Raw genomic sequence first — 21,067 nt, 5'->3', positions numbered from 1 at the left:
CGACAGGAGAACGCAATGAGCAACACCGCGTCGACCGCGAGTGCGGCGACCCAGGCGACAGCAAGCTGCACCCTCGACATCGGCGGCATGACGTGCGCCTCGTGCGTGGGCCGGGTGGAGAAGGCACTCCGCCGCGTCGACGGGGTGGCCTCCGCGGAGGTCAACCTGGCCACCGAGGCCGCCACTGTCCGCTTCGACCCGGCGCAGGTGGGACTCGGGGAGCTGACCGCGGCGGTCACCCGGGCCGGCTACACCGCGACTCCGCGCCGCGACGCCCGGCCCGCCGCCGGGCACGCGACCGCCGCCACGACCGCAGCGGCAGGCGAACAACGGGACAGCGAGGCCCACTTGACGTCGCTGAGACGCAAATGGCAGATCACCCTCGCCACCGGCCTCGGACTGATGGTGCTGATGTACGTGCCGCTCTACCTCGACGCGATGGACTGGCTGATGCCGGCCATTCTTGTGGTCGCCACAGTGGTGCAGGTGTGGGCCGGGCGGGACGTCTACCGCGCCGCCTGGGCCGCCGCGCGGCACCGCAGCACGAACATGAACACCCTCGTGGCGCTGGGCACCGGCGTCGCCTACGCCTACAGCGCGTTCGTCACCCTCTGGCCCGCGGCCGCCGAGCGGTGGGGCCTGCCGCTGCATGTGTACTTCGAGACGTCACTCGTCATCCTCGCGCTTGTCCTGGCCGGCCGGTGGATGGAGGCGAAGGCGAAGAAGCAGACCGCCGCGGCGATCACCGCCCTGGTCGGGCTGGCGCCGAAGACGGCCCGCGTGCTGCGTGACGGCGCCGTGGTCGACGTACCGGTCGAGCAAGTCGTCGTCGGCGACCTGGTGCGGGTTCGGCCCGGCGAGAAGATCCCGGTCGACGGCGTCGTCACCGAAGGCTCCACCGCGGTCGACGAGAGCATGCTGACCGGCGAGAGCCTCCCGGTGGACAAGGCCGCCGGCGACCAGGTCATCGGCGCCACGATCAACCGCACCGGCACGGTGGTGCTGCGGGCGACCGCAGTCGGCGCGGACACCGCGCTGGCGCAGATCGTCCGGCTGGTCGAAGACGCGCAGGGCGCCAAGGTGCCTCTGCAGAGCCTCGCCGACCGGGTCTCGGCCTGGTTCGTGCCGATCGTGCTCGGCCTGGCCGCGGCCACCTTCGTGGCGTGGGCGCTGCTCGGCCCCGATGCCGGGCGGCTGACGACGGCGATCAGCACCACGATCGCGGTGCTGATCATCGCCTGCCCCTGCGCACTTGGTCTGGCCACGCCGACGGCGGTGATGGTCGGCACCGGCCGCGCCGCGGAGCTGGGCATCCTCATCGGGAACGGGGACGCGCTGGAAACCGCGCGACGGGTCACCGCCGTGGTCCTCGACAAGACCGGCACGATCACCCGGGGCAAGCCGGCGCTGACCGGCGTCACCACCACCGGTGGCTGGACCGAGGACGACGTCCTGGCTCTCGTGGCGGCGGCCGAGACCGGCAGCGAACACCCGGTCGGTGAGGCGATCGTCGCCGCCGCCACCGCTCGCTTCCTCGACCTCCCGGCGCTGCGCTCCTTCGACGCCGTTCCCGGGTACGGCATCGACGCAGTCGTCGGCACGAACCACGTGCTCGTGGGCAACGCCGCGCTGATGGCCGCCCGAGGCGTCGACGTCACCGCGCTGGAAGCCACCGCCGCCGCTGAGGCCGCGGCCGGTCGTACGCCGATGTTCGTCGCCGTCGACGGAGGTGCGGCCGCCGTGCTCACCGTGGCGGACACGGTCAAGGCAGAGTCGGCCGAGGCGGTCGCCCAACTGAAGGCGCTGGGCCTGCAGGTGTGGATGCTCACCGGCGACAACGCCGCCACCGCCGCGGCGATCGCCGAGCAGGTCGGCATCGAGCACGTGCTTGCCGAGGTGCTGCCGGCCGAGAAGGCGGCGACGGTGCGCGAGATGCAGGAGCGGGGGGACGTCGTCGCCTTCTGCGGGGACGGCATCAATGACGCCGGCGCCCTCAGTGAAGCAGCGCTCGGTCTGGCGGTCGGCACCGGCGCCGATGTTGCGATCGCCGCGTCCGACATCACCCTGGTCGGTGGCGACCTGCGCGGGATCGTCTCGGCGATCGCGCTCTCGCGGCGGACTGTGACGACGATGAAGCAGGGCCTGGGCTGGGCGTTCGGCTACAACCTGCTGCTCGTCCCGGTCGCCGCGGGGGCGCTGTACTGGTGGCACGGACTGCTGCTCGACCCCGTGCTGGCCAGCGCGGCGATGGCGATGAGCTCGGTCAGCGTGGTCAGCAACGCACTGCGGCTGCGCCGCTTCCGCCGCCCGGCGACCGCTCAGGAGATTCTGCACCCGCCGCTGCGCGCCCGGGTCGGCCAGTACGCCTACCTGACCGCCATCGCGGTCGTCGCCCTGGCCCTGGGCGCCGGGCTGACTGCGGTCAGCCGGATGGACTTCGCCGCGCGCGGCATGAACGGCCAGCTCGCGTGGGCGCAGGGCACCGGCATGCCGATGCGCCCGGCGATGAGCGTGATGATGACCGCCGACGTCCCGGCGACCGACGCGGCCGAGGCCGGCCTCGATGTCCACCTCGACCTGCCCGCCGGCACCCGGCCCGGCGTCGCTACCCGACTGGTGGCCACCGTCGTCGACAGCAGGACGGGGAAGCCGGTGGGGGATCTGACCCGCACCCACGAGGCGTGGGTGCATCTGATCGCCACTCGCGCCGACCTCGGCACCTTCACCCACGTACATCCGCAGCCGACCGGCCGGGCCGGGCAGTTCGCGGTGGACATCACCTTCCCCACCGCCGGGCGCTACATCGTCAACACCGAGTTCCGCCGTCAGGGCCAGATGGCCGACGTCCACTCCCGGCAGGTGCTCACCGTCGTCGGCGACGCCCCCGCACCGGTGACCCTTGCCGAGGGGCCACGCAGCGCTGTCGTGGCCGGCGTTCGCGTACGGCTCGACGGCGACGCCGAGGTCGGCGTGCGCAGCGGCCTGCGGTACACATTCAGCGACGCCGCCACGGGCCGCCCGGTTGACGACCTTCAGCCCTACCTCGCCGCCGCCGGCCACGTCGTGATCATGCGCGCCGATGGGCAGACGTTCGCCCACGAGCACGCCGAGGTCACAGACGCAGACGGCCGCCCGGTGTTCGCCCTGCCAGGCCAGACCTTCGGCCCCGAGCTCGATGTGCAGGTCGAGTTCCCCACCGCCGGGACCTACCGGCTGTGGTCGCAGTTCCGGCTCGCCGACGGTGACGTGATCACCGTGCCGTTCACTGTCCACGCCCGGTGACCGAAGGAGAGCCTAATGATGTGCGCACGTACGTCGACGAACTCTGCGACCGTCCAGCCTGATCCCCGCCTCTGGCCAACGCAGGCATGGTCACTCTGGCCCCGCCCTGTTCGAGCTCGCACTGCTCGGCGACGTACTCCTGCAGCGGCAGCACAACCGTCTCGTCTCCGGAGACAAGCTGTCGGATGCGGACCGCTCCACTCCGACGTGACGTATGGCCTTCCAGTGCGCGCTGACCGGGAGGGGCCGCGTTCCGCGAGCTGGGACCCGGGCGTGGCACGACCCGCAATCGGGTCATCCGCATGGCTGGTGCTGTCTCAGCTGTATCAGCGAACTCTGAGGCAGGTACGACAAGGTGATGGCCTTGGATGCGCCATCTATGCTGACCCGCAGCAGATAAAGGGGGAAGGGGCTGCTGGTGGACTGGTTCTGGTGGGTTCTCATCGTCTTCTGGACGGGCGGCTTCGCTTGGGCGGCCGACAACATCCGCAGCGCGCTGCGCAATCGCCACGAGCGCAAATTGCAGTTGCTGGAGGCGGCGAAGCAGGAACGACTGGCTGTTGAGGCGGCTCAGAAGCCGCCGGAGCCGGTGTGCGGATGCACGCATCATCTCGCCAAGCACGACAAGCAGGGCCGGTGCCACGAACGCGTCGAGGTGCCGACGGCCTGGGACGAGAACAAGAAGCCCCTGCGCTACGAGTCCGGCCAGTGCAACTGTCAGCAATACGTGGGACCGCAGCCGCTGTCGCACGTTTTCGCAGAGGAACTGACCGATCGCGCCTGATCCGGGCGGCAAGGCGGTGGCCGGAGACGGTCACCGCAATCCGGTTCAGGGTGTTGCCAGGGACCTTCTGCCCGAGAGCTGGCCGACGGCCCCGGGAACGCGCGCGACGTGCTCTGGCGGGGCCACGCCGGTCCCCGCCCGCTCGGCATCCGTGACATCTGGCTGCCGTAGTCCGCGTACGGCGCAGTGCCGCGGCTGCCGTACGAGCTCGGCGACCTCTTGGCTTGAGATGGCTCCTGCCTGGTCGCGGGCCGGAGGCGGTGCGGCGGGCAGCGGGATCAAGGGCGGGCGCTTCCACTGACGGGCGTCTTTGGTGTGCATTGAAACCGTCGGTCGCCGAGGCTGAAGTCATGACCGAGTCTCGCGTGATCGTTTCCCCGCCGCATGCGAAAGGCGGTCGACAGGTGATGGTGGGGGACGACGTCCTGGGGACCGCGTACTCGCTGCACGAGCTGACCGTGTACTTGCAGCGCGCCGGGCTTGACGACCTGGATGAGCTGGATGTGGCGATGTCACCGTTGATCGAGTGGCAGGGTGGCGGTCCGGAGGTGTGGCCGGCGGTGGAGTGACGATGCTCCAGCCGGGTGTCCTGCCGGCGCGGGTGGGGTGTACGCCCCTGCCCGGTGAGGGGCGCTCCAGAGACGGGGGCCCGAGCGGGTGGGCGCCGGCTGGCCCCGGAGGCGATTGCACAGGGGTGGTCCGGTAGTAAAGAGGCATGGACCACGTCATAGATCTCCGCAGCGACACCGTCACCCGTCCCACCGAAGAGATGCGTGCCGTCATGGCACGGGCCGAGGTGGGCGACGACGTGTTCGGCGACGATCCCGCCGTCAACGCGCTCCAGGAGCGCGTGGCGCAGTTGCTCGGTTTCCCGGCCGCGCTGTTCGTCTCGTCCGGCACCCAGAGCAATCTGTGCGCCCTCCTCAGCCACTGCGGGCGGGGCGAGGAGTACATCGCCGGGGCGAACGCCCACCTCTACAGCCACGAGGGTGGCGGAGCGGCCTCATTCGGCGGGATCCAGCCGCAGCCGCTGCCGCACCAGAGCGACGGAACGCTTGATCTGTCGGACATCGAGGCGGCCGTGAAGCCGGACGATCCGCACTTCGCGCGCACTCGGCTGCTGTGTCTGGAGAACACGTTCGGCGGCACGGTGATCGCCCCTGAGTACCTCCAGGCAGCCACGGCCCTGGCCCGCAAGCACGGACTGGCGACGCATCTGGACGGGGCCCGGCTGTTCAACGCCGCGGTGGCCGGCGGCGGCGATCCCTACGTCGGGGCGCGGAAGATCGCGGAGCATTTCGACAGCGTGTCGGTGTGCTTCAGCAAGGGCCTGGGGGCGCCGGTGGGCTCGGTGCTACTGGGTTCACCGGAGTTCATCGGCCAGGCCAAGCGGTGGCGCAAAGCCTTGGGCGGCGGCATGCGGCAGGCGGGCGTCCTTGCGGCGGCCGCGTCCTACGCGCTGGACCACCATGTCCACCGGCTGGCCGACGACCACGCGAACGCCGCACTGTTCGCCGAGATCCTCGACGGTGTGCCGGGGCTGGAGGTCGGCGCGGCGCGCACCAACATGGTGTTCGCGCGTCCCGTCGGGGGCCTTACGACGCCGGACCTGGTTCAGCGGCTGGCGGCCCGGGGCGTGCTGTGCACGGCAGGCGGGCCGCAGATCCGGTTCGTCTTCCACCTCGACGTATCGAAGGCGGATGCGGAGCGCGCGGCGGTCATGATCCGGGAGACCCTGGCCGAAGACGCCGCCTGAGGCATGCCGGACCCGTGCGTGCGCACGTTGCGTGCGGGTCCGGCACCCGGCGAAGGCCTGCTCCCTGCGGCTCGGCAGTCATTGCGCGAAGCCCATGGTGCCCCGAGCCCTGAGGCAGGGCGGGACGTGGCGGGTCCGGGAAGTCGTCCGCGGTTCCTTCCATCAGGCGCCGGACCGGCTATTGAGTACCGAGGCAGCCCGTTCGGCAGTCGTTGGTGTGCCTGATGCCTGATGCCTGATGCCTGGCGCCGTGTCAGTTTCCGATGGTCTCCCAATTCACCGCAGTTGGATCATGTGAGTATTTAAGGCAAATGAGAGTGTAATGAGCATTGAGTAATGAAGGGAGTCTTTTTCCGTTTCGGGCGTTCCGGCGGTGCAGGATCAGATCCGTACCGGCCGGAACCCGGCCGGGAGACCTGACGGGGCATCACGCCCTGTATGGAAAGGACACCTGGAATGACTGACACGTTCAAGCGGGCCGCGGCCCTCGGTGCTGCGACGGTTGCGATGACCGCTGGGGCGCTGTTCGGCGCGGTCGGCAGTGCCTCTGCCGCCCCGGCCCACCACGGCCCGTCGCACCCCGGTCCGGATCGCGGCCGGAACTGCTGGCACGACCGCGGCTACTTCACCCGGGTGTGGGTCCCCGCCCACTTCGAGCACGGTCGCTGGCAGCGTGGCCACATGGCGAACATCTGGCACCCCGGCCACCGGGGCTGTCACCGCTAGGCCCTGCTCCGAGCCAGATCGCGAACCGGTTCGATCCGACCCCATGACGGCGACTGTGCCGTGGGAACGAGCTGTGACGCAGTGATCTGACGGGCGGCGAGTGGGGGGAGCGGGCCCCGGACCCGGCGGTCCGGGGCCCGTTCGCGTTTCCGCGCGACCGCCGACGTGGATGGCAGCTCATGCTGTCGGGACCAAGTGGAATGCCTCGGCCAGCAACTGATAGGTGAGCAGCCGGTCGGCGGGGTCGTGGGTCAGGGTGTTGACGATGATCTCGTCGACTCCGTGAATCTTGGCCAACTCGGCGAGCTGGTCGTGCACTTCGGGCGGTGTGCCTGCGATCAGCGCTCGCCTGTTGCGGTCCGCGCGGTCCTTCTCCTGCGTCGTCCAGCGGTGGGTGCGGGCGATGAAGGGGGAGGGAAGCGGTTCGTCGTGCCCGAGGTCACGGCGGCTGCGCCACAGCAAGTAGCTCTCGGCGAGGTCACGCGCCGCGGCTTTGGTGGGCGCCACGATGGCGCGCACGGCGAGGGCGCTGTGGGTCATCGCTTCGATGGTGCGGACGTTGTGTATCTCCAGCGCGGGGACGCTGTGTTCGGGCCGCAGGAAGTGGGCGTAGGCGTAGGAGAGGCCGAGGGTGACGGCCGTGTAGGCGGAGGCCGGGCCGGCTCCGAGGAGCCAGAGCTGCGGCGGCCGGTAGCCGGGGGCGGGTGCTTCGAGCAGGTCGGCCAGCTCGGCGAGCTTGTGCGGGAAGTCGTGTACGTGCCCGCCGGCACGTCCGATGCCGAGATCGACCCGGTCGGGGTGCAGGGTGGCGAGGATGCGGAAGGTCTCCGCCACTTTGAGAGGTTCGTACCGGGGGAGGAGGACACCGCCGGAGCCGATGCGCAGGCGCTGGGTGGTGTTGAGCAGTTCGGCCACCAGGACTTCCGGCGCGGTTCCGGCGAATGCGGCGGTCTGGTGGTGTTCGGCGACCCACATCCGGTGGTAGCCCAGATCGTCCGCGGCGCGGGCGAGTTCGAGAGTGGCCGCGAGCGCGTCCGCCGGTGCGGCGCCGTCGGGGATGGGCGACTGGTCGAGGACGGACAGACGCAACGTCACGATGATGCTGCTCCTTTCGTCATGGCAGGGATGATGCGGAAGTCCCGCTGAAAGACGAGGTTGTGCAGGTCGGCGGAGGCGATGGCGCGCAGAGTGGGCAGTTCGGCCGCGGCCTGGTCGTCGGCGAAGACGTTCAGCGGCCAGTCGCCCACCGTGCCGCCGCGCAGGTGGGGGTGGTGGAAGCCGGCACCGTAGTAGGCGTGCAGCACGATCGGGGCGATCCCGGAAGCGCGCTGCTCGGTCCAGGTCAGTACCCAGAGCGCTTCCGGACCGTCGTTCGTGGTGCGCAACCCGCTGGCGGCCACGTCACCTTGGCCGAGCAGGAGGCTGGTGTTGACTTCGGCCAGTGCCTGCCGGGCGTAGGGATCGAGCAGCGGGATGGCGTCGGCGAAGAGCCTTTCCTTGTCCTTACGAGACACGGCGTCGCCGTGGGTGCCGTCGCGCAGGTCTGTGAAGTGCCGCAGCAGCGCTGCGGCGTGCGCGGGTGTCGGAGCCGGAGTGGCCATCTGCTGTTCTCTCAGGAGGAGTTGGGTGGGGGTGGCGGTGTCCGGCCCTCCCGACCGAGCCGGACACCGGGCCCGCAGCGCCGCCGGAGTGGGTGGCCGGCGACCCTGGGGCGTCTTCATTGCGGGTGGCCTTTCAGGCCGTCGCTGTGGCTTCGGCGATCTGTTCCGCGCTCGGCGCCAGCTTGGGGGACGCCAGGGTCACCAGCACGTTGACGATGGCGAAAGCCGCCGCGACGATCAGTCCCCGGTGGAAGCCGTCGACTAGGGCCTGCTGCTGCGAGGAGCCGTCGGCGAGCGCGGCATTGGTGCGTGAGACGGAGAGGGTCGTGGCGAGGGCCAGGCCGAGTGCCCCGCCGACCTGGTAGAAGGCGGTGACGACGCCGGAGGCCGCACCGGCTTCGTGGTGTTCGACGTCGACGACGGCCGCGATCTGCGCCGGTACGCCCAGGGCGATGATGCCCGCGCCGAAGAGGATCAGGCCGGGCAGGAGATGCGCGGCGTAGCTGCTGTCGGCATTGGTCTGAGCGAGCAGAAGCAGACTGACGACGCTGAGCACGGCTCCGCTGAGCTGGACGGTCCTGGTACCGAGGCGATGAACCATCTGAGTGGTGACGACCGCGGCGAGGATGGCGGCGGCGCCCATGGGAAGGATCTCCATGCCGGTCTTCAGGGCCGAGGCTCGGCGGACCTCCTGCAGGTAGATCGCCGTCAGGAAGAACATGGTCAAGAACGCGGCCCCGTTGAGGGCCAGTGCCCCGCTGGCGGTGCTCAGGGCCCGGGAGCGGAACAGACGCAGCGGCACGAGGGGAGCTTTGGAGCGGGCTTCGGCGACGATGAAGACGGCCAGCAGGGCGATCCCGGCGACGAGGCAGGTGATCACCTCGGTCGACTGCCAGCCCACCGGCTCGGCCCGTACGACGCCATAGACCACAGCCAGGAGGCCCGCGGTGCTCAACAGCGCGCCCAAGGCGTCGAACCCGCGGCCCGCGAGCGGGGCGATGCGCCGGACGAAGATCGGGACGGCGATCACCAGCGCCACCACGATCGGGACGTTGACGAAGAAGACCCAGCGCCAGCTGAGCGAGTCGACCAGCAGGCCGCCCGCCACGACCCCCAGAGTGCCGCCGAGGCCGGCCAGACCTCCCCAGACGCCCATGGCGATGTTGCGCTGCCGACCGTGGGGGAAGGTCACCGTCAGGATCGACAGTGCCGCCGGGGACATCAGGGCTCCGCCCAGTCCCTGCACCGCGCGTGCGGCGATGAGCTCACCGGGGAAGGTCGCCAGCCCGGCGACGAGCGAGGTGATGCCGAACAGGCCGAGGCCGACGACGAAGACGCGGCGGGAGCCCAGCAGATCGGCGGCGCGGCCGCCCAATAGCAGGAAGCCGCCGAAGAGCAGGGTGTATGCGCTGATGACCCATTGCAGGCCGTCGGCTGAGAACTTGAGGTCGGTCTGGATGTGGGGGAGTGCGACGTTCACGATCGTCACGTCGAGCACCACGATGAATTGTGCGAGGGCCAGGACCGTCAGGGTCGCCCATGGACTGCGCCGCATGGATTTCCTCATCAGAACAGGGATTCAGGTAGGGCAGACATCGCGCTCAAGATCAGAAGGCAGACACCTGTTGCCGACGTCGATCGAGCCGCTGCTTACTATGTAAACATACACTAGACGCTTACGATGTAAACGACGTGTCCTCCTGGTGAAACCTCGTGTGTACGCTGTAAACTCGCCGCTCAGGGAGGTTCACATGGAGTCGTCGAGGAAGCGTCTGGACCGGGACGTCCTGGTCGCCACGGCCCTCGCTCTTGCCGATGCCGAGGGCCTGAGCGCGGTCACCACACGCCGTGTGGGGCAGGAGCACGGAGTCTCGGCGATGGCCCTGTACCGGCACTTCCGTGACAAGGATCAGATCCTTGACGCCCTCGCCGAACGTCTCCTGGCCGACGTCAGGTTGCCGGAGGCGGACGACCGGCCGTGGGGCGACCAGCTGCGCGATGTGCTCGTGGCCTTCCTCGAATCGTTGCGCCCGCACGCTGCCGCAGCTGAATTGGTCATCACCCGCGTCCTGGTCTCATTGCCGGGGCTTGCGCTGGCGGAGCGGACACTTGGGTTGCTGGATGCTGGAGGGTTCCAGGTCGAGCAGGCCGCGGAGATCGCCGGCCAGGCGCTGTGCTCGGTCGTCACGCTCGTCGTCAACGAGCCGGGCCGCAGCCACATGGACGACCCGGAGCTGCGGGACGATGCCATCCGGGCCAAACAAGCCTCGCTGGAGGCGCTGTCCCCCAAGCACTATCCGCACATCGTGGCAGCGGCCGGCGCGCTCGCGTCCTGCGCGAGCCGGGACGTCTACTACGAGCGCGGCATCGATCTCATCATCGCCGGTGTACGCGGTGTCCAGGCAGGGACGAAAGCTCCCGTCGTCTGACGCGGCTGCTGCCCCGACGGGGTACTGACCAGCACCACGCAGTACTCCGCCGGACGGCAAGACCGCCCCTGTCACGAAGGGGCGGTCTGCGCGCTTGGTTTCGCCTCCCTAAGGGAGGGTGGTGAAGGCGATGTTCCCGCGTGCATGCCGGGCGCGGAGCGCCTTCTTGTCGACCTTCCCGACGGTGGTCTTGGGCAGCGAGGCGAGGACGGCCCAGTGCTCGGGGATCTGCCAGCCGGCCAAGTGCCCACGGAGGAACGCCCGATAGGCGCTGAAGTCGGGTTCAGCGCCCTCGTTGAGGACGACGAGCGCCCACGGGCGCTCCTGCCACCGTTCGTCCGGGATCGCCACGACAGCGGCCTCCGCGATGTCCGGGTGCGCCATGAGGCGGTTTTCCACCTCGACGGAGGAGATCGAATCGCCCCGGATTTGATCAGGTCCTTGGCGCGGTCGGTGATGGTCATACAGCCCCCAGGGCTGATAGTGGCGATGTCACCGGTGCGCAGCCAGCCGTCGTCGGTGAAAGCTGCCTGTGGGCGCAGTGGTTGGCTGCCCTCGCCACCGAGGTTGGCGCCGGTGATCCAGGGACCGCGGACTTCCAGCTCGCCGGGCGTCTGTCCGTCGTGCGGCAGCTACAGGCGTCTGTGGCTTACGGTGCCCGTACGGACGCCGGATCGGTGGCAGTCAGGCAGCGTGTGCGCCGAACTGGGCATACAACTCGGGCAGGAAGCCGGCAAGGTGTGTCATTCCGACCTGATCGTTGAAGAGTTGTTCGTATGCGGTGGTGCTGTTGATCAGCCTGCGCTTGAGGCCGAGAGCGCGCAGTATGGGTGCGAGGTCGACCGACCCCAGCGTGATGAGGTCGCCGAGCCAGAACCGGGTCCGCAGTTCGAGGCCCTCGTCGGTTTCACGGGCCAGGCGGAGCATGCGGCCCACGCGGACACCGGCCAGGATGATCTCTCCGCAGATCTGGGCCACGACCCCGGCCTGGGCGAAGCGGGCTGTGTCCAGCCCCCAGTCGGACGGCTGCACGAAACGTGTCTTGACCTTGACGCGTTTGGGCCCGACGTACTCGGTGACGTGCACGGTGTTGCCGATGTACCGCTGCTCGTGGGTCAGGCCGGGCCGGCTGAGCGCCGCCGGGTCGGCCGCCTCGGCGAAGACACGGTTGTACGGGTGCCAGAGCGAGTAGCGCTCCGACTCGCCCATGTACCACCAGAAGAACCAGCTCACCATCTCTCCGGTGGCGCCGGGAAGAGGTGTTCTGCTGGCGACGTATGCGGTGCCGTCCGCCAGCAGGCAGTAGCCGTTCTCCACCTTGTGGGGGCCGGCGTCCAGCAGGGTGTTGAGCTCCTCGGGGGAGGTTCCGCGAGCATCGCCGGGGTCCATGGGCCGCTGTAGCGCGGGCAGGACCTCGCGGTGCAGGTACATCTCCTCCCTGAAGAAGTGCGCGTAGGGCTTGTCGCGAATGCGCTGGGCGTTGGCGGCGAAGACGTCCTGGGTCGGTGCCGGGAAGTAGGTGACCGGCACCAGCCCTTCGGCGCGGTGTGCGGTGGTCATGAACGGCCTTCCTGCGGTGCGGCGTTGTGCGGACGCTTGTGTTCGACGGTGATGAAGCGCAGTTCGGTGGGACCGTCGTTGCACAGGTCGTGCAGCAGGTACTCCTCGCGGGGGAAGGTGAAGTGTCGGGTGTCACCGGCCCGGTAGGAGACCCTGCGGGTGGTGCCGTCGTCGGTGTGCTGGATGCTCGAACCGTCGGTGAGTGCGGTCCAGAAGTAGTCCAGGACGTGCCGGTGGGCCGGCAGGTGCTGCCCGGGAGGCACGTGGATGCTCCACACCTTCAGGTCGTCGGTCTCCGAGAGCAGGACCGACCCGACCCGGTAGTTGTGGGCGTTGTCGGTGAACTCCTGGCGCAGTGCAGGACTCCAGCCCTCGAAGTTCCTGGCCACCACCTCCCCGGCGAGCGGGGAGGTGCGCGTTGTGCCGCTGGTCATGCGTGTGCTCCTTCGGTGATCAGAGAGACTTCTCGATGACCCCACACCCGCTGGTAGGAACCGTTCACGAGGTCGTCGAGCAGGGAGGGGCCCTTGGGCTGCCATCCCAGTTCGGTGCGGGCCTTGACGGCGTCGACGCGGACGTTGCTGCTCATTCCCAGCGCGTACAGCTGACCGATGGCCTGGCTCATCTCCTCCAGGGAGACGGAGACCGCAGGGCCGAGGCCGAGGGCGCGCGCGACGCCGTCGGCGATCTCACGCATTGCGCACTCGCTGGCCGCGAGGTTGTACTCGCTTCCGGGCGGGGCGGATTCAAGTGCCAGCCGATAGGCGTGTGCGACGTCGTCCAGGTGGACGTTGGGGTAGCGGTTCAGCCCCCGCCCGGCATAGCGGCTGACGCCGTCCCGCAGGGCCGCACGCAGAAGCACCGGCAGCTGCTCGCTGCCGCCCTGGCCGTAGACCATGCCGGGGCGCAGTACCACTGTCCGTGCGCCGTGCTCGGCGGCTGCCATGACCCGCAGATCCTGGTCGTAGCGGTGGGACAGCTGCGGGAGCGGAATGAACTCCTCGTCCTCCACGTGGACGGTGTCGCTGGGTTCGCCCCCGGACAGCTCGGTGTAGACGGCGACGCCGCTCGTGCGCAGGTAGCGCTTGTCCGTGCCGGTGACGAGATCCAGCAGGAGGGCGGTGGCCCGGTCGTTGTCGGCGCTGCCGGTCTCGATCACCGCGTCCGCGTTCTCCACCGCGGCGCGCAGGGAGTGCGGGTCGGTCAGGTCTCCGGCGACGGGGCGCAGCCCGGCGGCATCGAGGGCTTGCAGTCCCGCGGCACTTCGGGCCATGCCGGTGACGTCATGGCCGGCGACTTGGAGGTGCTGGGCGACGGCCCGGCCGAGATAGCCGGTCGCTCCGGTGACGAGGACTCTCATGGCGGCTCTCCGTAAGTGACAGAGGTGGATGGTGTGCGGGTGCCGCGTGTCTCAGCGGATGCGCAGCGTCTTGAAGGCACGCAGGGAGGCGGTGAAGAGGCCGGCCTGACGGGCTCTGCTCATGCCTGGCACGGGATCGAATCCCAGGAGCCGCTGGCTCGCCACGGTCTGTGGCTCGGTGTACTTCAGCAGTCCGCCGACGCCATGACGGCGCCCGAGGCCGGAGGCCTTCATGCCGCCCATGGGAGCGCCCTGGGAGGCGTACGCGGCCGCGTACCCCTCGTTGATGTTGACGGTTCCGGCGGCGATGCGGCCCGCCACCCGGCGTGCGCGGCGGATGTTGCGGCTGTAGACCGCCGCGTTGAGCCCGTACGGGCTGTCGTTGGCAGCGCTGATGGCCGCTTCGTCGGAGGGGACTCGGTAGACCGAGACGACCGGCCCGAAGGTCTCCTCATGGCGCACCGGGGTGCCGACGGGGACATCGGTGAGGATGGTCGGCTCGTAGAAGAGCGGGCCGAGGTCCGGGCGTGCCTTCCCGCCGACGGCGACGCGGGCGCCCGCGGCTCGGGCCGCTTCGACATGCTCGGTGACTCGATTGAGCTGCTGGGCGGTCGTCAGGGATCCCATGTCGGTTTCGAAGTCGAAGTCCCGCCCCAGACACATCCGTTGCACCCGCTTGGTGAAACGGTCGAGGAAGGCGTCGTAGACCTGGGTGTGGACGTAGATGCGCTCGATGCCCACGCACATCTGCCCGGAATTGCCGAAGCATGCACGGACTGCCGACTCGACGGTTTCGTCGAGATCGGCGTCGTCGAGGACAAGCATCGGGTTCTTCCCGCCGAGCTCCAGGGAGCAGCCGATCAGCCGGCGCCCGGCTTGCTCGGCGATGCCCCGGCCGGTCTGCGTGGAGCCGGTGAAGCTGACGAAGTCAGCGTGTTCGATCAGGGGCGTGCCGATGACCGACGGCTCACCGATGACGACCTGCCACAGGTCTTTGGGCAGCCCCAGTTCCTCGAGGACCGCGCGAGGCCACAGAGCCGACAGGGCGGTCTGCGTGTCGGGCTTGTGGACGACCGCATTGCCTGCCAGCAGCGCGGGGATGGCGTCGAGGCCCAGCGCCAGCGGGTAGTTCCATGGCGAGATCACCGTGACGACCCCCTTGGGCTGGAAGTCCTCCAGGGCGCGGGTCAGACCGGGGAAGGCCCCTTGACGACGGCGGGCGCGCAGCACGCTCGGGGCCTGCCGAGCCGCGTACAGAGCGGCCGTGGCGGCTTCCAGCACCTCGTCGAAGGCGTCGTGTCGCGCCTTGCCCGTCTCCCACTGGATGAGATCGAGGATCTCGTGCTGACGCGAAAGCACCACGTCATGGAACCGCAGGAACAGCTGGGCCCTGCGCCGCACGGGGACAGCCGCCCAGTTCTGCTGGGCCTCCCTGGCCGCGGCGAAGGCGCGTTCCACATCGACGGCCGTGGACTGTGGCAGGTGAGCGAGGGGCTCGCCGGTGAAGGGCGCGTGCGTGGTCAGCGGGTCGCCAGTGGCGACGATGCCGCTGGTCAGGTGCCGCACCAGCGCCGGGTCCGGCGGAATCTTGCTGACGGCCGGGGCACTGGGCTGTGGCCGAGGGGGTGAGGTCATCGAGTCTCCGTCAACGGGCCGCGGCATGCCGTGGGGGCAAGGACAGGGCCGGGGTGCGGGAGGGGTTTGCCGGCGGCGAGGCTCTTCAGGACCTGAGCTCCGTCCGCGCGATCCTGCACGGTGTTCCTGTACAGCGTTCATGAACTATCTACATGAGACATGTCCAGGGTAGAGTTGTCAACATGGCGAACAGGAGAACAGGACCGCAGCGGCAGGAGCCTCTGAGCCGCGAGGCGATCGCGCTCAGTGCCATCGCGCTGGCCGACGACGAAGGTCTGGAAGCGGTGACCATCCGCCGACTGGCCCAGCAGCACGGGGTCACACCGACCGCCCTGTACTGGCACTTCAAAGAGAAGGACCAGCTGCTTGACGGCATGGCGGAGCAGTTGTTCGCCGATGTGCAGCTCCCGCCCGAGGACTCCGCTCCCTGGCAGCATCAGCTGCGTTCCGTACTCGAGGCCTTCCTCGCCGCACTGCGACCCCATCCGGCTGTCGTGGCGCTCCTGCCGTCCCGAATCCTTGCCTCGCCGGCCGGGCTGGCCCTGACCGAACGCACGCTCTCCTTGCTGCGGCGAGGCGGGCTGCAACCCGAACGCACCGCGGAGGTCGGCGGCTATCTCCTCAGCGCCATCGTTGCCCTGGTGACCGCTGAGCCGGGTCGCGAGCACCCGAGCGAGGAGGAAGCAAGAGACGACGCCATCCGGGCCAAGCGCGCCTCGCTGATCGCGCTGTCCCCCCGCCGCTTCCCGACCGTGATCTGGTGCGCGGACGCGCTGGCGAACTGCGCGAGCCCCGACGAGTACTACGCCTTCAACCTGGACATGCTGATCGGCGGCGTCACCACCATTGCCAACGCACTCGACGACGATGCGGACGCCGCATTGCCGCGATCCGAGTGAGGCGGTCGGGCTGCCCGTTCTTCCCCTACTGACCCCTCGCAGGGCAACTGCGGTTAGGCACCTGCGGGTTGTTCCTCACAGGCGCCGATGGTCAGAACTCGCGGGTGCGCACGCCTGCTCGGCCCAGACCGTCTTGCCGTCGGGCCCGTGCCGCACTCCCCAGCGCTCGGTCAGTTCGGAGACGAGGAACAGGCCGCGCCCGCACTCGTCGTAGGCCTGGCTTCGGCGTTGACGTGGAGGAGTGCTGCTGCCGTCCGAGACCTCGTAGATCAGGCTGTTCTCCTGGCGGATGACACGCAGCTGCACGGGCGGTGCGGCGTGGCGGACGGCGTTGGTGACCAGCTCGCTGACCACCAGGTCGGAGCCGCACGCGCCGTCTTCCAGCCCCCAGGCGGCCAGTTGTCCCGATACGTAGGCGCGAGCGTCGGGGACAGCACTGAGGCTGCTGGGGAGAGCCCAGGTGGCCACGGAGCCGGCGTCGAGAGTCCGGGTGCGGACGAGAAGCAGAGCCGCGTCGTCGTGGGGCCGGTGGTCGAGCAAGGTCGCGAGGAGGGACTCGCACATGACGTCCAACGCGGGCCGGCCTGGCTCGAGAATCTCCCGCAGCGCCCGGCTTCCCGCTGGGTGCTGGTGGCAGGATCCGACGAGGCTGTCGGTGAACAGGGCGAGGAGGCTGCCTTCGGCGAGGTCCATCTCAACGGCCTCGAAGGGCAGGCCGCCGAGCCCGAGGCCGGGTCCGGGCGGAAGGTCTACGGTTTCGACGCCGCCGTCCGGGGTGACGACGGCGGGCGGAGGGTGGCCGGAGCCGGCGAGCGCGCAGCGGCGCGAGACCGGATCGTAGACGGCATACAGGCAGGAGGCCCTCAGGTCGTCGGCGGTGCCTCCCACTGCCGCAACCGGCTGACCGTGAGGGGTCCTGGCGCCCTTGGCCGGGAGACTCATGAGGACGTCGCCGAGGTGAGCGAGCAGCTCGTCGGGGGGCAGGTCGAGGTCTGCCAGAGCACGTACCGCGGCGCGCAGCTGCGCGGCGGTGGCAAAGGTGCGCACGCCGTGGCCGGGCACCTTCCCGACAACCAGTGCGACTCGTGCGCTCGACAGCGGTATGACATCGAACCACGCCGTGTCCAGACCAGCGTGGGGCGGGTCTGCGGCCAGGTGGCGACCGGCTGCTTCCACGGCCGCGAGCTGGGGCAGATGCCGGGGCAGCAGGCTGCGACGCAGGCTCCGGGCCATGCCGTGTGCGCACGCGTGACGGAGGGCGTTGTCGACGTACACCGCCGTCCGCATCGCGATCTCCTCCGCGATGACGAGGTCGTCGGCGTCGAAAGGTTCGGGACGCTGATGACGTATGAACACCATCGCCCCCAGAACGGCTCCCCGGCAGGAACACAGCGGCGCCACGATCGCCGAATGGACGCGGCTCCTGCGGCCCGGGGTGGCTGGGAACGGATTCAGCCCGAGCCAGTGGGCGACCTCGTCCTCGCTCAGGCGATAGGCCCTGGCGGGCCGGACGTTGGCCGATAGCCGAAGGGGCGCTGCCACTTCGGGGAAATCCGGCCCAGTCTCGCGGTTCAGCGTCCTATGGGGGCGGTCGGCAGACACTGAGCGCTCAGCGACGCAGCGCAGTGAGAACGGACCCCTGAGCAGCTCGGGCGACGGTTCACGTCCCCGCAGGACGGTGTCGGACAGGTCCACCGCTGCGAAGTCCGCGAACCGGGGGACAGCGACTTCGGCCGCCTGGCGCGCGGTGTGTGTCATGTCCAGGGGCCGGACCTTCCCGATACGGCGGCCGGCCGAGCTCAGGAAGGCGAGCTGGTTCCGGACGGCGGCATGTCGGCGGTATCGCTCGCGACTCAACCGCATTCGGCAGATCACGGGGCTGAGGCCGAACGACAGCACCACCGCGCTGATGGCGACGACTCGACCGCCTGCGGACACCTCATGAATCTCGAATCCATAGGTGCCGACCACTGCGGCAACAGCGGGAACGCCCACGATGAGGGTGCGCCGGACAGGCAGCAGCGCGGCGGCGGTGAGAGGTGTCAGTACCGAGTAGCCCGACCATCTGACGAGACCGTTGCCCGCAGTCTCGATCTGAATGACGGTGATCAGACCGATGTAGGCGATCAGAAGGGCAATGACCCATCTGCTCAGTCGAACGGAAGCCATGGCAGTACCCCTTCCCCCGCCTTTCACCGGGCCGGATCAAGGCCATGCCGGGGAAGAGACGGCTTTCGCGTCTGATCGACGGCTGGTGACGAGATGCGCTGGACGGCGACCATGGCCAGGTCGTCCTCAAGGTGTCCTCCGACATAGGTCTGAAGGTCATGGAGGATGTGCCGGAGAAGGTGTTGGGGTCGGTGCCAGATCCAGGGACAGGTACAGGCGGCGACTCGCTCGGAGGCCGGGTAGAAGGCGCCTGAAGCGTTACGGGCTTCGATGACGCCATCGGTATAGAGCAGCAGGGTGTCTCCGGCGCCGAACCGGACACTGTCCACGTGATAAGCGTCGGGGCTGAGGCTCGCCAGACCCAATGGCGGGGCAGGCCAGTGGGCACGCAGCATCTGGACCACACCATGTCGTTCCAGCAGCGGCGCGGGGTGGCCACAGCTGACCATCCGGGCGACAGCGGTGGAGTCGGGAATCTCGACAAGGAGGGCGGTGGTGAAGCGCTCGCTGCCTTCCAGATCGGTATCGCCGACATGAGCCAGATGCCTGCGAACGCTGCCTTCCAATGAAGCCGCCAGTTCGGACAGAGTGACGTTGCGGTGGGCGGCTTCCCGGAATGCGCCCAGAAGGGCCGAGGCATCGTCGATCGCGGACAGGCCCTTGCCCCGGGCGTCGCCTATCAGGAACCGGGTCGCGTCGCTGGTCCGGGCGGCAGCGTAGAGGTCGCCGCCTACCAGGGCATGTGCCGCGGCCGTGCGGTACACGGAGGCGACCCGCAGGCCACCGATACGGTGGGGCAGGGGGCGCAGCAGAGCACGCTGGGCCGCCTCGGACACGGCTCGCACCTGTTTGAGTTCGCTGAGACTACGGTCGTGCAGCACGCGGAAGGCGACGACGAACCCCGAGGCCAGTAGCAGGGCGATCACCTGGATCGGCGGGAGCAGAGGGTGCAGTGGGCGGTCGTGCCCGTCGATGACGAAGACGGCCGCACTGGCGCACAGAGCAATGAGGGCGGTGAACCGGGCGCCGGCGAACGTGGCGGTGGACGCGGGAGCGGCGACCAGCAGAGGCACCAGATATCTACCCGTGGGAGCGAAGACGCTGGCCAAGGTGATTGCCGTGATCAGTGCCACCGGGATCGCCACCAGCAGGCGATTACCCGCCCCCCGTGATCGACAGGCCGCTCCGAGGCCGCGCTGAACGAGTCCTCTGAGCCCGCCGAAGGGACGATCGTCGACAGACGGCAATAGATCGCTCGGCCTGCCGATGTCAGGGGCCGGACGGTGAGGTGGGTGGACAGGCGGTACTGCCCGGAATGATCCGAACGTCATGGTCATCCTGCTCTCCGCCGTCCTGGGCCTGGCGAGGCGACCCGCGAGTACTCCTCCGATGACGCAAGGGGAAGCGGGGTGTCCGCGAGGGCGGCGATGGCTCGTCGGCCGGCGCGGTCGTTGTGTCGCCCTGGAGGCGGGCTTTCTCAGGCATCGTCTGGCGATGCAGGGCCTGTCGGCCGTTCCTGTACAAGAGACATGAGACACGTACAGGACGGAGTTGTCAATATGGGGCGAAGTCGGTAATAACCTGAGAAATGCGGGCAACCTGCGTTGATCCACCGCACGGTGCCGTCCTTCACGGCACCAGGTTGTTCGGGCAATTACCGCATCACCGCCATGTGCGTCTCATGGCCCGATCGGCAGGCTGATCAGAGCCACGCGGCCTCGGTGGGATCGCCGCCGTACACGGCGATCTCGGCCTCGTCGATTAAGGGCGCGCGGGAGGGCCCGCGTCATGGGGTGACGGAGCCTTCCCGGGATGCTTTCCAGCGGGCGTACTCCACGGGCAGGCACACGGCGCAAGGCCGGTAACCGGCCGCGATCGCGGTGGCCTCGTCGGCGAAGAACACCCGTTGGGTGACGTAGTGGCCGCGGGCGATGGACCGCAGCGCGGACGCGCAGTTCAGGCGCCCGTACACGCGGCTGCGGCGATGGCCGCCGAGCGTGCCCTTCGTCGGGCTCTGGTAGGGCTGCCCGTCCGGGCCGATCAGGGTGTGGGTGTGCTCCGGTTCGTCCTCGGAGACTACGGTCATGTGGCGTCGTGGAAGACGAGGCCGAGCGTGTGCCGTCGGCCGGAGCGGACGGTACTGACGCCGTGCCGCATCGGCCCGTTCGACCAGCCCCTCTTCGTGGCGACCGGGCGGTCGCGGGTGGTGAAGACCAGGCCGTGTCCTTGCGGCAGGGTGGTGGACGAGCCGCGGGACTGGGCGCGCGGACGCTGCTCGGTCATGAGGAACTCACCGCCGGTGAAGTCGACGCCGGGCGCGTCGAGACCGATGACGACCTGGAGCGGGAAGAGCATGTCGCCGAACACGTCGCGGTGCAGGGCGTTCCAGTCACCCGGGCCGTAACGCAACAGGATCTGCGCCGACTTGGCCTGCCCGGCCGCGTGGCACATGCGAAGCCACTCGGACAGCTCGTCGGGCCAGGGGGCGGGCTTGCCGAGCTTCTCGGCCCAGTCGCGGGCGATGGGCAGCAGGCGCGGGTAGAACGCCTCGCGCAACTCCCGCACGATGTCGGGCAGATCGTGGGTGAAGTACCGGTACTGGCCCGAGCCGAAGCGGTGGCGGGCCATGTCCACAGTCGTACGGAAATGGGCCGGCTCGCCGTACAGGGCTGCGATCTCCTGGCATTCGGCGGGGGTGAGGATCCGGTCGGTGAGCGCGTTGCCGTGTTCGTCGAGCTCGGAGAGCAGCGCGCTCCAGTCGGTGCCGGCGACCCGGCCGGCGACCGGACCCGAGACCAGGGTGGTGTCGATCATGGCAAGGGGTTCCTTGGATCGGTGGGTGGTGCCATCCGGACTCCGCAGGCGC

General features: G+C 69.3%; 18 protein-coding genes and 1 pseudogene. 7 read left to right on the top strand and 12 right to left on the bottom strand.

Annotated elements, in window-relative coordinates; all coding sequences use genetic code 11:
- The first annotated feature begins 15 nt into the window (after positions 1-15).
- The 5 genes from ABZ904_RS22640 (at position 16) to ABZ904_RS22620 (ending at position 6,548) form a co-directional block, all read left to right on the top strand.
- The gene (locus ABZ904_RS22640) at positions 16-3,282 is read left to right on the top strand and encodes a heavy metal translocating P-type ATPase (protein WP_361825272.1); all 3,267 of its coding nucleotides are present in this window, start codon (positions 16-18) and stop codon (positions 3,280-3,282) included.
- A 418-nt stretch (positions 3,283-3,700) separates the two neighbouring features.
- Positions 3,701-4,066 carry a hypothetical protein gene (locus ABZ904_RS22635; protein ID WP_359407455.1) on the top strand — a complete coding sequence of 122 codons (366 nt, stop codon included), beginning with the start codon at positions 3,701-3,703 and terminating at the stop codon, positions 4,064-4,066.
- A 350-nt stretch (positions 4,067-4,416) separates the two neighbouring features.
- Positions 4,417-4,635: a hypothetical protein gene (locus ABZ904_RS22630; RefSeq protein WP_359407452.1), complete on the top strand. Its 219-nt coding sequence runs from the start codon at positions 4,417-4,419 to the stop codon at positions 4,633-4,635.
- A 146-nt stretch (positions 4,636-4,781) separates the two neighbouring features.
- On the top strand, positions 4,782-5,822 hold the full coding sequence (gene ltaE, locus ABZ904_RS22625; RefSeq protein WP_361825270.1) for a low-specificity L-threonine aldolase: 1,041 nt from the start codon (positions 4,782-4,784) through the stop codon (positions 5,820-5,822).
- Between the two features lie 456 nt (positions 5,823-6,278).
- Positions 6,279-6,548 carry a hypothetical protein gene (locus ABZ904_RS22620; RefSeq protein WP_359407446.1) on the top strand — a complete coding sequence of 90 codons (270 nt, stop codon included), beginning with the start codon at positions 6,279-6,281 and terminating at the stop codon, positions 6,546-6,548.
- 177 nt (positions 6,549-6,725) lie between these two features.
- Here the strand turns inward: ABZ904_RS22620 and ABZ904_RS22615 are convergent, their stop codons facing one another.
- The 3 genes from ABZ904_RS22615 to ABZ904_RS22605 all read right to left on the bottom strand — a co-directional run bounded on the left by ABZ904_RS22615 (position 6,726) and on the right by ABZ904_RS22605 (position 9,704).
- Complete coding sequence (locus tag ABZ904_RS22615) at positions 6,726-7,643, bottom strand: MsnO8 family LLM class oxidoreductase (RefSeq protein ID WP_361825268.1); 918 nt, start codon at positions 7,641-7,643, stop codon at positions 6,726-6,728.
- Positions 7,640-8,149: a hypothetical protein gene (locus tag ABZ904_RS22610; RefSeq protein WP_360996961.1), complete on the bottom strand. Its 510-nt coding sequence runs from the start codon at positions 8,147-8,149 to the stop codon at positions 7,640-7,642. The genes ABZ904_RS22615 and ABZ904_RS22610 overlap by 4 nt, the downstream gene beginning before the upstream one ends.
- Positions 8,150-8,282: 133 nt before the next feature.
- Positions 8,283-9,704 (bottom strand): DHA2 family efflux MFS transporter permease subunit, encoded by a 1,422-nt coding sequence (locus tag ABZ904_RS22605; protein ID WP_359407437.1) that lies wholly within the window; start codon positions 9,702-9,704, stop codon positions 8,283-8,285.
- A 196-nt stretch (positions 9,705-9,900) separates the two neighbouring features.
- Between ABZ904_RS22605 and ABZ904_RS22600 the strand changes: the two genes are divergently transcribed.
- Positions 9,901-10,578 carry a TetR/AcrR family transcriptional regulator C-terminal domain-containing protein gene (locus tag ABZ904_RS22600; protein ID WP_359407434.1) on the top strand — a complete coding sequence of 226 codons (678 nt, stop codon included), beginning with the start codon at positions 9,901-9,903 and terminating at the stop codon, positions 10,576-10,578.
- A gap of 108 nt (positions 10,579-10,686) precedes the next feature.
- Here ABZ904_RS22600 and ABZ904_RS22595 read toward each other — a convergent pair.
- The 5 genes and pseudogenes from ABZ904_RS22595 to ABZ904_RS22575 form a co-directional block, all read right to left on the bottom strand.
- Positions 10,687-11,210: pseudogene (locus tag ABZ904_RS22595) on the bottom strand (fatty acid--CoA ligase); the annotation flags it as partial.
- Positions 11,211-11,262: 52 nt separating this feature from the next.
- Positions 11,263-12,138, bottom strand: a complete 876-nt coding sequence (locus ABZ904_RS22590) for a hypothetical protein (protein ID WP_359407431.1) — start codon at positions 12,136-12,138, stop codon at positions 11,263-11,265.
- Complete coding sequence (locus ABZ904_RS22585) at positions 12,135-12,572, bottom strand: hypothetical protein (protein ID WP_359407428.1); 438 nt, start codon at positions 12,570-12,572, stop codon at positions 12,135-12,137. Before ABZ904_RS22585 ends, ABZ904_RS22590 begins: the two co-directional genes overlap by 4 nt.
- Positions 12,569-13,498, bottom strand: a complete 930-nt coding sequence (locus ABZ904_RS22580; protein WP_359407425.1) for an NAD-dependent epimerase/dehydratase family protein — start codon at positions 13,496-13,498, stop codon at positions 12,569-12,571. Before ABZ904_RS22580 ends, ABZ904_RS22585 begins: the two co-directional genes overlap by 4 nt.
- 51 nt (positions 13,499-13,549) lie before the next feature.
- Complete coding sequence (locus ABZ904_RS22575) at positions 13,550-15,133, bottom strand: succinic semialdehyde dehydrogenase (RefSeq protein ID WP_359407422.1); 1,584 nt, start codon at positions 15,131-15,133, stop codon at positions 13,550-13,552.
- Positions 15,134-15,315: 182 nt separating this feature from the next.
- Between ABZ904_RS22575 and ABZ904_RS22570 the strand changes: the two genes are divergently transcribed.
- Positions 15,316-16,032 carry a TetR/AcrR family transcriptional regulator C-terminal domain-containing protein gene (locus ABZ904_RS22570; RefSeq protein ID WP_361825264.1) on the top strand — a complete coding sequence of 239 codons (717 nt, stop codon included), beginning with the start codon at positions 15,316-15,318 and terminating at the stop codon, positions 16,030-16,032.
- A gap of 75 nt (positions 16,033-16,107) precedes the next feature.
- Here the strand turns inward: ABZ904_RS22570 and ABZ904_RS22565 are convergent, their stop codons facing one another.
- The 4 genes from ABZ904_RS22565 to ABZ904_RS22550 form a co-directional block, all read right to left on the bottom strand.
- On the bottom strand, positions 16,108-18,201 hold the full coding sequence (locus ABZ904_RS22565; protein ID WP_361825262.1) for an ATP-binding SpoIIE family protein phosphatase: 2,094 nt from the start codon (positions 18,199-18,201) through the stop codon (positions 16,108-16,110).
- Between the two features lie 23 nt (positions 18,202-18,224).
- Positions 18,225-19,346: a PP2C family protein-serine/threonine phosphatase gene (locus ABZ904_RS22560; RefSeq protein ID WP_360996969.1), complete on the bottom strand. Its 1,122-nt coding sequence runs from the start codon at positions 19,344-19,346 to the stop codon at positions 18,225-18,227.
- Between the two features lie 641 nt (positions 19,347-19,987).
- Positions 19,988-20,287 carry an Ada metal-binding domain-containing protein gene (locus tag ABZ904_RS22555; RefSeq protein ID WP_360996971.1) on the bottom strand — a complete coding sequence of 100 codons (300 nt, stop codon included), beginning with the start codon at positions 20,285-20,287 and terminating at the stop codon, positions 19,988-19,990.
- Positions 20,284-21,015 carry a 2OG-Fe(II) oxygenase gene (locus ABZ904_RS22550; protein WP_360996973.1) on the bottom strand — a complete coding sequence of 244 codons (732 nt, stop codon included), beginning with the start codon at positions 21,013-21,015 and terminating at the stop codon, positions 20,284-20,286. Before ABZ904_RS22550 ends, ABZ904_RS22555 begins: the two co-directional genes overlap by 4 nt.
- Between the last annotated feature and the right edge of the window lie 52 nt (positions 21,016-21,067).

It is taken from the genome of Streptomyces sp. NPDC046900, assembly GCF_040644975.1.
Classification (GTDB): domain Bacteria; phylum Actinomycetota; class Actinomycetes; order Streptomycetales; family Streptomycetaceae; genus Streptomyces.
Note: the sequence above shows the minus strand (reverse complement) of the source record. Positions and strands in the feature narration are given on the sequence as shown.

Bases quoted from the DNA above. Each gene is read 5' to 3' on its own strand.
- ABZ904_RS22640 (WP_361825272.1), top strand. From the start codon at position 16: ATGAGCAACACCGCGTCGACCGCGAGTGCGGCGACCCAGGCGACAGCA.
- ABZ904_RS22630 (WP_359407452.1), top strand. From the start codon at position 4,417: ATGACCGAGTCTCGCGTGATCGTTTCCCCGCCGCATGCGAAAGGCGGT.
- ltaE (WP_361825270.1), top strand. From the start codon at position 4,782: ATGGACCACGTCATAGATCTCCGCAGCGACACCGTCACCCGTCCCACC.
- ABZ904_RS22620 (WP_359407446.1), top strand. From the start codon at position 6,279: ATGACTGACACGTTCAAGCGGGCCGCGGCCCTCGGTGCTGCGACGGTT.
- ABZ904_RS22610 (WP_360996961.1), bottom strand. From the start codon at position 8,149: ATGGCCACTCCGGCTCCGACACCCGCGCACGCCGCAGCGCTGCTGCGG.
- ABZ904_RS22605 (WP_359407437.1), bottom strand. From the start codon at position 9,704: ATGCGGCGCAGTCCATGGGCGACCCTGACGGTCCTGGCCCTCGCACAA.
- ABZ904_RS22600 (WP_359407434.1), top strand. From the start codon at position 9,901: ATGGAGTCGTCGAGGAAGCGTCTGGACCGGGACGTCCTGGTCGCCACG.
- ABZ904_RS22590 (WP_359407431.1), bottom strand. From the start codon at position 12,138: ATGACCACCGCACACCGCGCCGAAGGGCTGGTGCCGGTCACCTACTTC.
- ABZ904_RS22585 (WP_359407428.1), bottom strand. From the start codon at position 12,572: ATGACCAGCGGCACAACGCGCACCTCCCCGCTCGCCGGGGAGGTGGTG.
- ABZ904_RS22580 (WP_359407425.1), bottom strand. From the start codon at position 13,498: ATGAGAGTCCTCGTCACCGGAGCGACCGGCTATCTCGGCCGGGCCGTC.
- ABZ904_RS22575 (WP_359407422.1), bottom strand. From the start codon at position 15,133: ATGACCTCACCCCCTCGGCCACAGCCCAGTGCCCCGGCCGTCAGCAAG.
- ABZ904_RS22570 (WP_361825264.1), top strand. From the start codon at position 15,316: ATGGCGAACAGGAGAACAGGACCGCAGCGGCAGGAGCCTCTGAGCCGC.
- ABZ904_RS22565 (WP_361825262.1), bottom strand. From the start codon at position 18,201: ATGGCTTCCGTTCGACTGAGCAGATGGGTCATTGCCCTTCTGATCGCC.
- ABZ904_RS22555 (WP_360996971.1), bottom strand. From the start codon at position 20,287: ATGACCGTAGTCTCCGAGGACGAACCGGAGCACACCCACACCCTGATC.
- ABZ904_RS22550 (WP_360996973.1), bottom strand. From the start codon at position 21,015: ATGATCGACACCACCCTGGTCTCGGGTCCGGTCGCCGGCCGGGTCGCC.